At 39.5% G+C, this 15,315-nt stretch carries 15 protein-coding genes, 1 rRNA gene and 1 riboswitch; of the genes, 15 read left to right on the forward strand and 1 reads right to left on the reverse strand.

Features of this window, described 5'->3' with window-relative positions:
• Nucleotides 1–10: 10 nt before the first annotated feature.
• Nucleotides 11–126: ribosomal RNA gene (rrf, locus tag BM260_RS14285) — 5S ribosomal RNA — on the forward strand.
• A 470-nt stretch (nucleotides 127–596) separates the two neighbouring features.
• Here the strand turns inward: rrf and BM260_RS14290 are convergent.
• A complete protein-coding gene (locus tag BM260_RS14290) occupies nucleotides 597–923 on the reverse strand; it encodes a transposase (RefSeq protein ID WP_093538031.1) in 327 nt (108 codons plus the stop codon).
• A gap of 240 nt (nucleotides 924–1,163) precedes the next feature.
• On the opposite strand from BM260_RS14290, the gene BM260_RS14295 reads away from it, so the two are divergent.
• The 14 genes from BM260_RS14295 to purD all read left to right on the forward strand — a co-directional run bounded on the left by BM260_RS14295 (nucleotide 1,164) and on the right by purD (nucleotide 15,215).
• Nucleotides 1,164–1,706, forward strand: a complete 543-nt coding sequence (locus BM260_RS14295) for a DUF2179 domain-containing protein (RefSeq protein WP_093538032.1) — start codon at nucleotides 1,164–1,166, stop codon at nucleotides 1,704–1,706.
• On the forward strand, nucleotides 1,703–1,891 hold the full coding sequence (locus tag BM260_RS14300; protein ID WP_093538033.1) for an NETI motif-containing protein: 189 nt from the start codon (nucleotides 1,703–1,705) through the stop codon (nucleotides 1,889–1,891). The genes BM260_RS14295 and BM260_RS14300 overlap by 4 nt, the downstream gene beginning before the upstream one ends.
• A gap of 101 nt (nucleotides 1,892–1,992) precedes the next feature.
• Nucleotides 1,993–2,092, forward strand: a riboswitch (purine riboswitch).
• 218 nt (nucleotides 2,093–2,310) lie between these two features.
• A complete protein-coding gene (gene purE / locus BM260_RS14305; RefSeq protein ID WP_093538034.1) occupies nucleotides 2,311–2,799 on the forward strand; it encodes a 5-(carboxyamino)imidazole ribonucleotide mutase in 489 nt (162 codons plus the stop codon).
• The gene (gene purK, locus BM260_RS14310; protein ID WP_093538035.1) at nucleotides 2,796–3,917 is read left to right on the forward strand and encodes a 5-(carboxyamino)imidazole ribonucleotide synthase; all 1,122 of its coding nucleotides are present in this window, start codon (nucleotides 2,796–2,798) and stop codon (nucleotides 3,915–3,917) included. The genes purE and purK overlap by 4 nt, the downstream gene beginning before the upstream one ends.
• A 16-nt stretch (nucleotides 3,918–3,933) precedes the next feature.
• Nucleotides 3,934–5,229, forward strand: coding sequence for an adenylosuccinate lyase (purB, locus tag BM260_RS14315; RefSeq protein WP_093538036.1), 1,296 nt, complete (start codon nucleotides 3,934–3,936; stop codon nucleotides 5,227–5,229).
• A 28-nt stretch (nucleotides 5,230–5,257) separates the two neighbouring features.
• A complete protein-coding gene (purC, locus tag BM260_RS14320) occupies nucleotides 5,258–5,974 on the forward strand; it encodes a phosphoribosylaminoimidazolesuccinocarboxamide synthase (protein ID WP_093538037.1) in 717 nt (238 codons plus the stop codon).
• On the forward strand, nucleotides 5,971–6,225 hold the full coding sequence (purS, locus tag BM260_RS14325; protein ID WP_093538038.1) for a phosphoribosylformylglycinamidine synthase subunit PurS: 255 nt from the start codon (nucleotides 5,971–5,973) through the stop codon (nucleotides 6,223–6,225). Before purC ends, purS begins: the two co-directional genes overlap by 4 nt.
• Complete coding sequence (gene purQ, locus BM260_RS14330) at nucleotides 6,222–6,908, forward strand: phosphoribosylformylglycinamidine synthase subunit PurQ (protein ID WP_093538039.1); 687 nt, start codon at nucleotides 6,222–6,224, stop codon at nucleotides 6,906–6,908. Before purS ends, purQ begins: the two co-directional genes overlap by 4 nt.
• Nucleotides 6,892–9,123, forward strand: coding sequence for a phosphoribosylformylglycinamidine synthase subunit PurL (gene purL / locus BM260_RS14335; protein WP_093538040.1), 2,232 nt, complete (start codon nucleotides 6,892–6,894; stop codon nucleotides 9,121–9,123). Before purQ ends, purL begins: the two co-directional genes overlap by 17 nt.
• On the forward strand, nucleotides 9,099–10,520 hold the full coding sequence (purF, locus tag BM260_RS14340) for an amidophosphoribosyltransferase (protein WP_093538188.1): 1,422 nt from the start codon (nucleotides 9,099–9,101) through the stop codon (nucleotides 10,518–10,520). The genes purL and purF overlap by 25 nt, the downstream gene beginning before the upstream one ends.
• 11 nt (nucleotides 10,521–10,531) lie before the next feature.
• Nucleotides 10,532–11,587, forward strand: coding sequence for a phosphoribosylformylglycinamidine cyclo-ligase (purM, locus tag BM260_RS14345; RefSeq protein WP_093538041.1), 1,056 nt, complete (start codon nucleotides 10,532–10,534; stop codon nucleotides 11,585–11,587).
• Nucleotides 11,587–12,159, forward strand: a complete 573-nt coding sequence (gene purN / locus BM260_RS14350; RefSeq protein WP_093538042.1) for a phosphoribosylglycinamide formyltransferase — start codon at nucleotides 11,587–11,589, stop codon at nucleotides 12,157–12,159. The genes purM and purN overlap by 1 nt, the downstream gene beginning before the upstream one ends.
• 246 nt (nucleotides 12,160–12,405) lie before the next feature.
• On the forward strand, nucleotides 12,406–13,941 hold the full coding sequence (purH, locus tag BM260_RS14355; RefSeq protein ID WP_093538043.1) for a bifunctional phosphoribosylaminoimidazolecarboxamide formyltransferase/IMP cyclohydrolase: 1,536 nt from the start codon (nucleotides 12,406–12,408) through the stop codon (nucleotides 13,939–13,941).
• A gap of 14 nt (nucleotides 13,942–13,955) precedes the next feature.
• Nucleotides 13,956–15,215 carry a phosphoribosylamine--glycine ligase gene (gene purD / locus BM260_RS14360; protein WP_093538044.1) on the forward strand — a complete coding sequence of 420 codons (1,260 nt, stop codon included), beginning with the start codon at nucleotides 13,956–13,958 and terminating at the stop codon, nucleotides 15,213–15,215.
• The last annotated feature ends 100 nt before the right edge of the window (nucleotides 15,216–15,315 follow it).

Raw genomic sequence — 15,315 nt, forward strand, 5'->3', positions numbered from 1 at the left:
GCCGAAAGAGTCTAGTGATGATGGCGAAGAGGTCACACCCGTTCCCATACCGAACACGGAAGTTAAGCTCTTCAGCGCCGATGGTAGTTGGGGGTCTCCCCCTGTGAGAGTAGGACGTCGCTGGGCACCAAAAAAAGTCGTTACCGAGTTATATCGGTAACGACTTTTTTGTGGTATTTTTTACTATTCCAACTAGCCCCTTTAGCAAAAAAAGAGAAACCCCACTGTGATTTCTCTCATTTTTATACTATTACTGCATTTTTCACGGTAAAGTAAGCGTGAAAAAGAGGCGCAAAGAGCTCGAGAATGTAAGGAAGAGATGCTCAGAGGTATATTATACCGGAGAATCAAAAGAGAGCCCTAACGATAGAAATCTAGACATATTATGCCATCATAAGTTTTAGCCACGGCGGGTTAAACTCTTGCACAGGTCTTTGTGGGAGTATGCCATCACTAGACGCCATATAAAAAGTCGGTACTAAGTTTAATTCAATAGCAATTTATTAGACTTTTTTTGAATACAAAGAAGTAAGAAAATTAATTTTATATTTTATGAAATTCACTCCCTACTTTCATAAATGAAGCATATGAAAACTTCAAAGATTCTTCAGCTTTCTGGGATATGAAAGCTTTTTTAAGTGAATATAAATGGGAAGCTTTTTAAGTAACTCCATTTTTTGTTGCTCATTATACTTTTTTTCAATTTCCTTGAGACGACTTATTTCTTCTTGAGAATATGGGGAGAGCGCATTTTTCCCATCTTCTTTATATTTTCTAATCCACGTTGTAACTGAATTGACGCTTACGTGCAATTCATCTGCTACCTCTTTACGTCCTCTTCCGTTTTTTAGAACTTCTTGTACTGCATACATTTTTTGTTCTTGTGTTGTTTGTGTATATCTTTTTCTAAATTGTCCATGCATTGACTGATCCCCCTAGAAATTGGTGATATTCTCTAACAGTATTTATGAACTAAAACAATTTCAAATCCAGACTTCACCCAATTAGTGTATTGTACTATCTTTTGTATAATTTGTCATCAGAATATTATAAATTTGAACTTTGTAATAAAAGGAATACAATTTCAGCTAAAAGCTTGAATTCCTTGAAATTGCGACACTATATGCGATAATGAAGAACAACATATGTTAGGAGTTGATGAAATGGATGTATCTCCAATTTTAATGATAATCATTATTTTTTCTATTAATATTGTTTATGTTACTTTCTTTACTTTGCGAATGATTCTTACATTAAAAGGATACCGTTATATCGCCGCACTTATAAGTATGGTAGAAACGGTAATTTATATAGTGGGACTAGGTCTAGTATTAGATAACTTAAATGAAATCCAAAACTTGGTTGCTTATGCAGTTGGGTATGGTACTGGAGTTGTTATTGGAACGAAAATTGAAGAAAAAATGGCACTTGGGTATATTATGGTAAATGCAATCTCTACAGATACTAAACTAAACTTACCTTTAATATTGAGAGATGAAGGATATGGAGTTACAGATTGGCATGCGAATGGTAGACAAGGTGAGAGACAAGCTCTTCAAATACTAACACCAAGGAAATATGAGTTAAAACTGTATACTAGACTGAAAGATCTTGATCCGGGTATTTTCATAATCGCCTATGAACCCAAGTCAATTCATGGTGGATTTTGGGTGAAATCTATAAAGAAGGGAAAACTATTTAAATGAAGAAAGAAACAAAATGGTTTGAAGTGGAAGAGAATGAAACTATTTCAGAGTGTATAGACAGAATGACTGAAGATGGTTATCAAATTGCTGGACGGAGAGAAGAGCCAATTTTTGCAGAGGTTGAAGGTGGTCCCCCTGTTCCAGTAAGACAATTAATTATGTTAAAAGGAATTAAAGAAACATAATTGTTGTAATTACTCCTAAAACCGAACAATAAAGTTATCTGAAAATTAATCGTTCGTATTTAAGCGTTGACGTTCTTCGTATAAGTTGTTAAAATATGAATAGAAATAGACGATTATATCCCCATATATGCTAAAGGATTGGCTTTAGCGTCTCTACCAAGTCACCGTAATGACTGGACTATGAGGGAAAGCGACTTATGGATAATGCAAAAGGGTGTGTTTGTTTATGTTTTCCCTGACACAAACTGGGCAATTATGTTCCCTAAGTAAACTGCTTTTCTTTCATAGAGAGAGTAGTTTATTTGGGGAATTTTTTATGCTTACAACATATAAGCCTTAGGTTAATCTATTATGCTCGATATAATCTTCAGAGTTTTAGTTTCGATGCCGAGGTGAATCTGACAGAAGGGACGATAACAATGAATACAAAAATTGGTGTGATTATGGGTAGCTCAAGCGATTGGGAGACGATGAAATATAGCTGCGAAATTCTTGAGGAACTGCATATACCGTTTGAAAAACGCGTAGTATCGGCACATCGTACTCCAGATTTAATGTTTGAATATGCAGAGGAAGCGAGATCACGTGGAATACAGGTGATTATTGCAGGAGCTGGAGGTGCAGCGCATTTACCAGGTATGGTTGCGGCTAAGACAACACTTCCGGTAATCGGGGTGCCCGTTCAATCTAAAGCACTAAACGGATTAGATTCATTATTATCGATTGTTCAAATGCCTGGTGGAGTACCGGTGGCAACTGTTGCAATAGGTAAAGCAGGAGCTACAAATGCTGGATTGCTTGCCGCTCAAATCCTTTCTATCTCAGATGATGAGTTAGCAGAACGTCTTGAAAAGCGAAGAGAAGATACGAGAAACAAAGTTCTTGAAAGTAATGGTGAACTTCAATGACAAAAGTAATCTATCCAGGACAGACGATAGGAATTATTGGTGGAGGCCAACTTGGTCGTATGATGGCACTAGCTGCTAGGGAAGCAGGATTTAAGGTGGCGGTTTTAGACCCTACGATGGATTCTCCTTGCGGGCAGGTTTCCGATATACAAATTGTTGCCCCGTATGATGATGAAACGGCGTTAGAGGAGTTAGCAGAAGTAAGTGATGTTATAACTTATGAGTTTGAAAATATTGATTATACAGGGTTGAAGAGACTATCAGAAATTGCGTATGTTCCCCAAGGAGCGGAACTGGTGAGAATTACGCAGGATCGTATTCTAGAAAAAATAGAAATTCAGTCGGCTGGTGTAGCTATTGCGAAATTTGTCGAAGCTAGCACGTATGAAGAGTTAGAGCAAAGAATTGATAGAGTGGGCTTCCCTTGTGTAGTTAAGACCTCTCGCGGAGGATATGATGGCAAAGGGCAGCAAATAATTCAAACAAAAGAGCAATTATCCTTAGCCAAATCTTTGTTTGCTCACTCCGCCTGTATCGCTGAATCCTTTGTTCCCTTTACAAAAGAGATATCCGTCATTGTACAGCGTAATGGAAGTGGAGAAACGTATTGTTTGCCGATTGGTGAAAATATTCATGTAAATCATATATTGCATGAAACGATTGTACCAGCAAGAATCGATGAAACACTTACTACAAAAGCAATAGAGGCCGCTGAGAAAATTGCCAACCATTTAAACTTAATTGGTACGCTTGCGGTTGAAATGTTTGTTTTAGAGAACAATGAAATCATAATAAATGAATTGGCACCAAGACCACATAATTCTGGCCACTACTCAATTGAAACATGTAATATTTCTCAGTTTCATCAACATGTAAGAGCTATCTGCGGATGGTCACTTAGAAAGCCAAAACTTTGGACATCAACAGTTATGGTGAATATATTAGGTCAGCATGTAATACCTGTTACAAACAATCTTTCTAAGTATCCTAACTGGTCGGTTCATTTATACGGCAAAAGTGAAGCGAAAGAGAATAGAAAGATGGGACATGTCACCATCCTATCGACTAATATTGAAGACACTTTAAACGAAATAGAACAATCTAAAATTTGGTTATAAATTAGGAGGAAGTTAAATGATAGAACGCTACACACGCCCAGAAATGGGAGCAATATGGACAGAACAAAATAAATACAATGCATGGTTAGAGGTAGAAATTCTAGCTTGTGAGGCTTGGGCAGAGATTGGAGATATTCCAAAAGAAGATACAGTTCTCCTTCGTAAAAATGCCTCCTTCGATGTAGAACGTATATTAGAAATCGAAAAAGAAACAAGACATGACGTAGTGGCGTTCACTCGCGCCGTATCAGAAACTTTAGGAGAAGAGAGTAAATGGGTTCATTACGGTCTAACTTCAACAGATGTAGTAGATACAGCTCTTTCTTATATCATTAAGCAAGCAAATGTTGTTTTGCGAAAAGATATTGAAAACTTCATCGAAATCTTAGAAAACAAAGCAAAAGAACATAAATACACAGTAATGATGGGGCGTACACATGGTGTTCATGCAGAGCCAACTACTTTTGGTTTAAAGCTAGCACTTTGGACAGAAGAAATGAAACGTAACCTAGAGCGCTTTGAGGCTGCTGCAAAAGTAATTGAAACCGGTAAAATGTCAGGTGCTGTTGGAACGTATGCGAATATTGATCCATTTGTTGAACAATATGTATGTGAAAAGTTAGGTTTAGCTGCATCACCAATTTCTACACAAACACTACAACGTGACCGTCATGCACAATACTTAAGTGTTATCGCATTAGTTGCTACTTCTATCGAAAAATTTGCTACAGAAATTCGCGGTCTACAAAAATCAGAAACTCGCGAAGTAGAGGAGTTCTTCTCTAAAGGTCAAAAAGGATCTTCTGCAATGCCACATAAACGGAATCCTATCGGTTCTGAGAACATGGTTGGGCTATCAAGACTTATCCGAGGATATATGATGACAGCATATGAAAATGTTGCATTATGGCATGAAAGAGATATCTCTCATTCATCTGCAGAACGTGTAATTTTACCAGATGCAACAATTGCCTTGAACTATATGCTAAACCGTTTTGGTAATATCGTGAAAAACTTAACAGTATTCCCAGAGAACATGAAACGTAATATGGATTCCACTTTAGGATTAATCTACTCCCAACGTGTATTACTAGCATTAATAGATAAAGGGTTAGCTCGTGAAACAGCATATGATACTGTTCAACCACTTGCTATGCAAGCATGGGAGTCTCAAACTGCATTCCGCACTTTTGTAGATGCAGATGAGCAAGTTACTTCTCTATTATCAAAAGAAGAGCTAGATGATTGCTTTGACTATAACTATCACATTCAACATGTAGATATGATTTTTGAACGTTTAGGACTTAACTAAGCTTTAAATTGATTAGGGGGAATTGAAAGTGGAAAAGGGTCGCCTACTATACGAAGGTAAAGCAAAACAATTATTTGAAACAGATGATGAAAATATATTGTTTGTGTCATATAAGGACAGTGCTACAGCATTTAACGGTGAGAAAAAAGAAGATATTGATGGAAAAGGCATTTTAAACAATAAAATCACAACGATCCTTTTTGAACAGTTAAAAAGTAAAGGAATTGAATCCCACTTTGTAGAGCAAATCTCAGACAATGAGCAGCTTGTTCGCAAAGTGGATATCATTCCACTTGAAGTAGTAGTCCGTAATATTGCAGCTGGAAGTCTATCAAAGAGATTAGGAATTAAAGAGGGTACACCTTTAAAGCATACCATCGTGGAATTTTACTACAAAGACGATGAACTAGGAGATCCACTACTCACAAATGCTCATATAGAATTACTTGCACTTGCTACACCGGAGGAAATAGAGACCCTTCAAACTAAAGCACTGGAAATCAATCAAGTGCTTCAGCCCATTTTCAAAGAAATAGGTGTTACCCTAATCGATTTTAAATTGGAGTTTGGAAAAACGGCAAATGGAGAAATCTTACTTGCTGATGAAATTTCTCCCGACACTTGTAGATTGTGGGATGACAAAACAAATAACAAACTAGACAAAGATGTGTTTAGACGTAATTTAGGAAGCTTAACAGAAGTTTATGAAATAATACTTTCCCGCCTAGGAGGATTATCAAAATGAAAAAAGTTAAAGTGTATGTAACGTTACGTGAAAGTGTTTTAGATCCACAAGGTTCTGCAGTGATGGGAGCTCTTCATTCAATGGAATACAGCGAAGTAAAGGATGTTCGTATTGGGAAGTTTTTAGAACTTCAGATTGAAGAGGGAACTCGTGATGTAGATACAGTAGTAAAGGAAATGTGTGAAAAGCTTCTAGCAAATACAGTGATTGAAGACTATCGTTTTGAAGTTGAGGAGGCTGTAAGCAAATGAAGTTTGCAGTAATCGTATTTCCTGGATCGAACTGTGATTTAGATATGTATCATGCGATCAAAGATGAACTTGGAGAAGAAGTAGAGTACGTTTGGCATGATGCAAAGGATTTGAGCGAATTTGATGGTATTTTATTGCCAGGAGGGTTCTCCTATGGGGATTACTTGCGTTGTGGAGCTATGGCCAACCAATCGAATGTAATGTCTGAAGTGGTGAAGGCAGCTGAGGCAGGTAAACCAATTCTAGGTATTTGTAACGGGTTCCAAGTATTAACGGAAGCTGGGTTGTTACCTGGAGCACTTCTGCGTAACAAAAACTTAAAATTCATGTGCCGTACCGTAGAGTTAAAAGTAGTAAATAACGCTACACAGTTTACAACTGGCTATGAAAAAGACGAAATAATCCAAATTCCAATTGCCCATGGCGAAGGAAATTATTATTGTGACGATGAAACACTTACTAGATTAAAAGAGAATAACCAAATTGTTTTTAAATACGCTTCTGAAGGACCTAATGGAAGCATTGAGGACATTGCAGGTATTGTAAATGAAAAAGGGAATGTCCTTGGTATGATGCCACATCCAGAGCGTGCAGTACATGATCTTATAGGTGGCTCAGATGGACTAGCGTTATTCAAATCAATAGTGAAACAGTGGAGGGAAACTCATGTCAGTCATGCTTGAACCAAATCCAATGCAAATTAAAGAACAAAAGATATATGCTCAAATGGGAATGTCCGATTCAGAATTTGAAATGGTGGAGAAAATTCTTGGTCGTTTACCGAATTATACAGAAACCGGATTATTTTCAGTTATGTGGTCAGAACATTGTTCGTATAAAAATTCTAAACCGGTATTAAGTAAGTTTCCTACAAAAGGGAAGCATGTTTTACAAGGACCGGGTGAAGGTGCTGGAATTGTTGATATTGGCGATGGTCAAGCAGTTGTATTTAAAATGGAGTCCCACAACCATCCATCTGCAATTGAACCTTATCAAGGAGCTGCAACAGGCGTAGGCGGTATTATCCGTGATGTTTTCTCGATGGGAGCTCGTCCAATTGCATTGCTGAACTCACTTCGATTTGGAGAACTGAAGACTCCACGTGTGAAATATTTATTTGAAGAAGTAGTAGCTGGTATTGCGGGTTATGGTAACTGTATCGGAATTCCAACAGTTGGCGGAGAGATTCAATTTGACGACTGTTACGAAGGAAATCCACTAGTTAACGCTATGTGTGTAGGACTGATCAATCATGAGGATATTCAAAAAGGAATTGCAGCAGGTGAAGGTAACACAGTCATGTATGCTGGAGCTAAAACTGGACGTGACGGCATTCACGGAGCAACATTCGCATCGGAAGAATTAACTGAAGCTTCTGAAGAAAAGCGCCCTGCAGTTCAAGTTGGAGATCCTTTTATGGAGAAACTTCTATTAGAAGCTTGTTTAGAAGTGATTAAGTCAGATGCGTTAATTGGTATCCAAGATATGGGAGCAGCAGGGTTAACTTCATCATCTGCGGAGATGGCTTCAAAAGCTGGCTTCGGTATAGAGATGAATTTAGACTTTGTACCCCAGCGTGAAACGGGGATGACAGCATACGAAATGATGCTTTCAGAATCACAAGAACGCATGTTAATCGTTGTAAAAAAAGGTCGTGAAGAGGAGATTGTTAAAATCTTTGAGAAGTACGACTTAGATTGTGTAGCGGTTGGTAAAGTGACAGGCGATAAAATGCTTCGATTAATTCATAACGGAGATGTAGTAGCGGATGTACCTGCAGATGCACTTGCAGAAGAAGCACCAGTTTACTATAAACCATCGTCGGTACCTGCATACTATACGGAATTTCAAGCAATGGAAAATGTAGAGCCTGTAATTTCGGACTACAAAGAGACTTTACTAAATCTACTTCAACAACCAACAATTGCTTCTAAAGAATGGGTTTATAATCAGTACGACTATCAAGTACGCACAAGTACAGTAGTAACCCCTGGTTCAGATGCTGCAGTAGTTCGAGTTCGAGGGACGAATAAAGGACTTGCTATGACAACGGATTGTAATTCTCGTTATATCTATCTTGACCCAGTAACTGGTGGGAAGATTGCAGTAGCTGAGGCAGCTCGTAATGTTGTTTGTTCAGGTGCAACGCCACTTGCTATTACAGACTGTTTGAACTTTGGTAACCCAGAAAACCCAGAAATCTTCTGGCAAATTGAGAAATCTGCAGACGGTATTTCAGAGGCTTGTATTGCATTAGAATCACCTGTTATTGGTGGGAACGTTTCGTTATATAACGAACGTAGTGGAACTGCGGTTTACCCTACACCAACAATTGGGATGGTCGGACTTGTAGATGATCTTGCACATGTAACAACCCAATCAGTGAAACAAGCTGGAGATGTTGTATATGTAATCGGGGAAACTAAAACAGAGTTTGGTGGATCGGAACTACAAAAGTTAGTGGAAAAACGTATTTTTGGGCTAGCTCCATCTATCGACCTTGAAGTAGAAGTGACTCGTCAAAAAGCTCTTTTAACAGCGATTAAATCTGGTGTTGTACAATCCGCGCATGATATCTCTGAAGGTGGTTTTGCAGTAGCTTTAGCTGAAAAAGCTTTCGGTGCTAATGGTCTTGGAGTTGAAGTAACTATTACTGGATCAGCTACAAGTGCATTATTTAGTGAATCTCAATCACGCTTTATCGTCACGGTAAAAGCTGAACATGCTAGTAAATTTGAAGAAATCGTAGCAGATGCAGTACAGATTGGTAGAGTAACTGAGTCAAATAATTTAGTAATCTCACATGAAGATGGAACTACTTGGATTAGCGGTTCTGTTGATGAATTCCGTTCCGCTTGGAAAGGAGCAATACCATGCTTGCTGAACTCAGAGGCTTAAACGAAGAATGTGGTGTTTTCGGTATTTGGGGTCATCCAAATCCTGCAGCCATGAGTTATTACGGATTACATGCACTTCAGCATAGAGGGCAAGAAGGTGCTGGAATTATTGTGACAGATGGTACTAGGCTACGCGCAGTAAAAGGCGAAGGTTTAGTAAACGATGTATTTAATAATGGCAAGTTAGAGAAATTGGAAGGTCATGCTGCAGTAGGGCATGTGCGTTATGCTACTTCCGGCGGCTCAGGAATTGAAAATGTCCAACCTTTGTTGTTCAACTCAACTACTGGTGGCCTTGCGATTGCTCATAATGGGAATATTGTAAATGCTACACGTTTAAAACGTAATTTAGAACAGCAAGGTAGTATTTTCCAAACGACTTCGGATACGGAGGTACTTGCCCATTTGTTGAAGAAGAGTAATCTTGCTTCTTTCGAGGATCGTGCCAAACAAGCTTTACGTTTATTGGACGGAGCTTTCGCCGTTGTCATTATGACGGAACACGCGATGTATGTAGCGCAGGACCCACAGGGCATGCGTCCTCTTTCTTTAGGAATGTTAGATGGTGCCTATGTAGTAGCTTCTGAGACAAGTGCCTTCGATTTGATAGGTGCGGAGCTAGTTCGCTCGATTGACCCAGGGGAGTTATTAATAATAAATGATGAAGGTTGCCGTTCAGAGCGTTATGTAGAGAAAAAAGACCGTGCTATTTGTACGATGGAATATGTCTACTTCTCTCGTCCAGATTCAGATATTGATGGCATTAATATTCATATGGCTAGAAAACGTCTTGGTAAGCAACTTGCGAAAGAATTGACAATTGATGCAGATGTTGTAACAGGCGTACCTGACTCCAGTATTTCTGCTGCTATTGGTTTTTCAGAAGCTACAGGTATTCCTTATGAGTTAGGTCTTATAAAGAATCGTTATGTGGGTAGAACGTTTATCCAACCTTCACAGGACTTACGGGAGCGTGGGGTGAAGATGAAACTTTCACCAGTACGTCAGGTTGTAAAAGGAAAACGAGTAGTCATGGTAGATGATTCAATTGTTCGTGGGACAACTTCACGTCGTATTGTGAAAATGCTGAAGGATGCTGGAGCGACAGAGGTTCATGTCGTTATAAGTTCCCCACCATTAAAAAATCCATGTTTTTATGGGATTGATATAAGCTCGGATTCAGAGCTTATTGCTGCTAATAATACAATTGATGAAATGCGTGAACTGATTGGAGCAGACTCGTTAACATTCTTATCGGTTGAAGGAATGGTAGAGGCAATTGGCAGATCAGATGTGGAAAAAAATTGTGGGCATTGTTTAGCATGTTTCACTGGAGAATATCCAACTAGTATCTATGCGGATACGAAATTACCACATGAAAAAGAGCTTGTTCGATAGGAGGATTTTACATGTCAAAAGCATATGAAAAAGCAGGCGTGAACATTGAAGCTGGGTATGAAGCCGTGCAAAGAATGAAATCACATGTCGAGCGCACAGCTAGAAAAGGTATCATGGGTACTTTCGGTGGTTTCGGTGGAATGTTTGATTTGTCTTCATTGAATTATAAGGAACCTGTTTTGATATCTGGAACAGATGGTGTTGGAACAAAGCTAAAGCTGGCGTTTATGACAGATTCACACGATACAATCGGCGTAGACTGTGTAGCAATGTGTGTGAATGATATCGTTGCACAAGGTGCAGAGCCTCTATTTTTCTTAGATTACGTAGCAGTAGGTAAAGCAGTTCCTGAACGAATTGAACAAATCGTTAAAGGTGTGGCTGACGGCTGTGTACAGTCTGGAGCAGCATTAATCGGGGGAGAGACAGCCGAAATGCCTGGTCTTTATGAGGAAGACGAATATGATCTTGCTGGATTTGCGGTTGGAGCATGCGAAAAATCAAAAATCGTTACAGGGGAGAATATTACAGAAGGTGATGTCCTAGTAGGTATCGCTTCTAGCGGTGTTCACTCAAACGGATATTCACTAGTACGTAAAATTGTTTTTGAAGAGCATGGCTATTCTCCAAAGGATGTTGTAGAAGGATATGAAGCGTTAGGCGAAATTGGTAAAGCCCTTTTAACACCAACGAAAATCTATGCGAAGCCAGTAATGGAAATGCATAACGAGCTTTCTATCCACGGGATGGCACATGTGACGGGTGGAGGTTTTTATGAAAATCTACCGCGTATGATGCCTGAAGGGTTAGCTGTGGAAGTTGAACTTGGTTCATGGGAAGTGCTTTCTGTATTTGATTTGTTAAAAGAAAAAGGTAAGTTAGAAGACCGTGATTTATACAATGTGTTTAATATGGGGATAGGCTTTGTACTTGCACTATCAGGTGAAGAGGCGCAAAAAGCAATTGCAATTGCGGAAGCCCACGGAGAAAAGGCATATACGATTGGCCGTGTAGTGAAAGGTGAAGGTGTTATTTTCAACGGAGCACATGACGGGAGTTTAGTGTAATGACCGGAATGACAAAATTTGCTGTATTTGCATCAGGGAGCGGTACGAACTTTCAAGCTATCAACGATGCAGTGCAGGAAGGAAAACTCCCTGGTGAAGCTGTTCTAGTAGTGACAGATAAGCCAGGAGCTTTAATAGTGGAGCGTGCCGAGAAAGCGGGTATTGAAGTACTTGCTATTAAGCCTGCTGGTTTTCCTTCCAAAGCAGTGTATGAGCAACTGATTTTAGAAAAACTACGAGAATTAGATGTAGAGTGGATAGTGCTAGCTGGATATATGCGACTGATCGGAGATGTATTGTTAGCAGCATTTCCCAATCGAATTATCAACATCCATCCTTCGCTATTACCTGCATTTCCTGGGAAAGACGCTATCGGACAGGCAATGGATCACGGAGTGAAGGTGACCGGCGTAACGGTTCACTATGTGGACGCAGGAATGGATACTGGAACAATCATAGCTCAGCAAGCAGTAGAAGTAGTAGAAGGCAATAGAGGACAAACCGAAGAACGTATTCATGCAGTAGAGCATGCTTTGTATCCGAAGGCATTGCAGCAACTGTTTAGTCGGTAGTTTTGTGAGTTTACCCACGCTTAAAAGAATGTTACTCGCGCTCACTATAGTTTTACTCGCGAAACTTTATCAAATACCCGCGCTCCAGAGTTGTTTACCCGCGATGTAACGAGGTTTACTCGTGGAACGGGAAATATATCCAAATAATTTAGTGTAGCTGCGGATGCGATGAAGTTCAAATTCGAAGTATCAAAATTGATAATAATAGGAACATAACTAGAACTACCAATTTAAGGAGGAATTATGGTGTCAAAACGTGCGTTAATTAGTCTTTCAGATAAATCAGGAATTCTCGAGTTTGCAAAAGAGTTGGAACTACTTGGCTATGAAATTTTATCAACTGGTGGAACCAAAGCATTTTTAGAACAAAATGGTGTGGCAATTACATCAGTAGACCAAGTGACAAACTTTCCAGAAATTTTGGATGGTCGAGTAAAAACATTGAACCCAATGATACATGGGGCTTTATTGGCAAAGCATGACGACGCTTCTCATCAAGCACAATTAGAAGAGCATCAAATAACTCCTATTCAAGTAGTTTGTGTTAATTTATATCCTTTCCGTGAAACAATTTCTAAGCAAGATGTGACGTTTGATGATGCTATCGAAAATATTGATATCGGTGGTCCATCAATGCTTCGCTCTGCAGCGAAAAATCATCAGTATGTAACAGTTGTAACGGATGCATCTGACTATGAGGAAGTACTTGCTCAGTTAAAAGAAACTGGTGAGACGACACTAGAAACGCGTCGTAAACTGGCTGCAAAAGTATTCCGCCACACCGCTGCTTATGATGCGTTGATTGCTGGCTATATGACTGACTTAACTGGAGAAGAATTCCCAGAACTATTAACACTTACATATGAACGTAAGCAATCATTACGCTACGGTGAAAATCCGCATCAACAAGCAGCGTTTTACAAACGACCACTTGGATCTGATTTTTCTGTAGCTTCTGCTACTCAATTACATGGGAAAGAACTATCCTATAATAATATCCAAGATGCCAATGCTGCGATTCAAATAGTAAAAGAATTTAAGCTTCCAGCTGCAGTAGCGGTAAAACATATGAACCCATGTGGTGTTGGTACCGGCGAAACAATCTCAGATGCATTCAATAAAGCCTATGAAGCGGATTCAACATCTATTTTCGGAGGCATCGTTGCCTTAAACCGTGAAGTAGACGCAGCAACCGCTAAAGTATTGGCTGGCATTTTCTTAGAAATTGTTATTGCTCCTTCATTCTCTGATGATGCAATTGCAATGTTAACGGCGAAGAAGAACATTCGCTTGCTCACAATTTCTTACGAACAAACGAAAAAAGATGCATGGAATACTGTATCTGTAGAAGGTGGATTATTAGTGCAGTCCCCTGACACGTACGGATTAAAAGAGGCAGATGTGAAAGTCGTTACAGACCGAGAGCCGACCGCAGAAGAATGGAAAGCATTAGAGCTTGGTTGGAGCGTAGTGAAACATGTGAAATCTAATGCAATTGTAGTAGCTACAGAAGATATGACTATTGGTGTCGGCGCAGGACAGATGAACCGCGTAGGCTCAGCTAAAATTGCTTTAGAGCAAGCTGGAGAACGAGCAAAAGGAGCAGGTCTTGCCTCAGATGCATTCTTCCCAATGAATGATACGGTGGAAGTGGCAGCTAAAGCAGGAATTACTGCTATTATTCAAACAGGTGGATCAGTGAAAGACCAAGATTCAATCGACAAAGCAAATGAGTATGGGATTGCGATGGTATTCACTGGCGTACGTCATTTCAAACACTAAGGAGGAGTTGCTAGATGAATATTCTTGTAATTGGTAGTGGGGGTCGTGAGCATGCAATCGCCCAACAATTCATAGATTCACCTTCAGTTGAAAATGTATTTGTAGCTCCAGGTAATGACGGTATGTCAGGTGGTATTCAGATTGTGTCTATTGATGCGTTGGCCTTTGAAGAGCTAGCAACCTTCGCAAAAGAGAACAAAATTGACTTAACATTCGTTGGACCGGAGCAACCACTGGCAGCGGGTATTGTAGATTATTTTGAAGCAGAAGGTTTACGTATATTTGGCCCAACAAAAGCTGCGGCTCAAATTGAGGGTAGTAAGGCATTTGCAAAAGAAATTATGGATAAATATAATATTCCTACTGCTGCATATGAAACTTTTACAGAAGTAGATAAAGCAAAGGAATATATTGAGAAGTTAGGTGCTCCAATCGTTGTGAAAGCAGATGGGCTTGCTGCAGGAAAAGGCGTAGTTGTTGCTATGACTGTGGATGAAGCGAACAAAGCGGTGGAAGACATGATCGGCAACCAATTATACGGAGAATCCTCATCACGTGTGGTCATTGAGGAGTATTTGGACGGGGAAGAATTCTCCTTTATGTCATTTGTACATAAAGGCCAAATTCATCCAATGGTTATCGCACAGGATCACAAGCGAGCTTATGATGGAGATAAAGGGCCTAACACGGGAGGAATGGGTGCTTATTCTCCAGTTCCGCAAATCTCCTCGGACATAGTTGATATAGCTTATGAAACTGTAGTAGTTCCTACCGTTAAAGCGATGACAGCAGAAGGAATTCCATTTACAGGTATTCTATATGCTGGTCTTATTTTAACAAGCGAAGGACCAAAAGTGATCGAGTTCAATGCCCGTTTTGGAGACCCAGAGACACAAGTGGTATTACCCCGAATGACAAGTGATTTTGGAGAGTTTATGATAGCTTTGATGAATGAAAATCCGTTTGAACTATCATGGTCGGACGAGGGGATGCTTGGAGTTGTAATTGCATCAGAGGGTTACCCTACTGACGTGAAAAAAGGAGCCAAACTGCCAAATCTAGGGACATTAACAGACACTGGATTATTCGTTTTTCATGCTGGTACAAAAGCAGATGATAAAGATTTTATCGCTAATGGCGGACGTGTCATACTTGTAGCAGCAAGGGAGTCTTCTATAAAGAAAGCGCAACAAAAAGTTTATTCAAGTCTCACTAAGTTAGAATGGGATGGTCTCTTCTATCGAAAAGATATTGGTTGGCGTACATTTCAATAATTGCTGAACAGGCAAAGAAAAACCTGATGTTTTTCTTTGCCTGTTTTTCTATATTGGTTTTAGGTTCCTATTTCCTAACTTTCCTGTAAGAATTACCAAA

Origin of the sequence: Psychrobacillus psychrotolerans (assembly GCF_900115805.1) — a bacterium.
In the GTDB taxonomy this organism is placed as follows: Bacteria; Bacillota; Bacilli; order Bacillales_A; family Planococcaceae; genus Psychrobacillus; species Psychrobacillus psychrotolerans.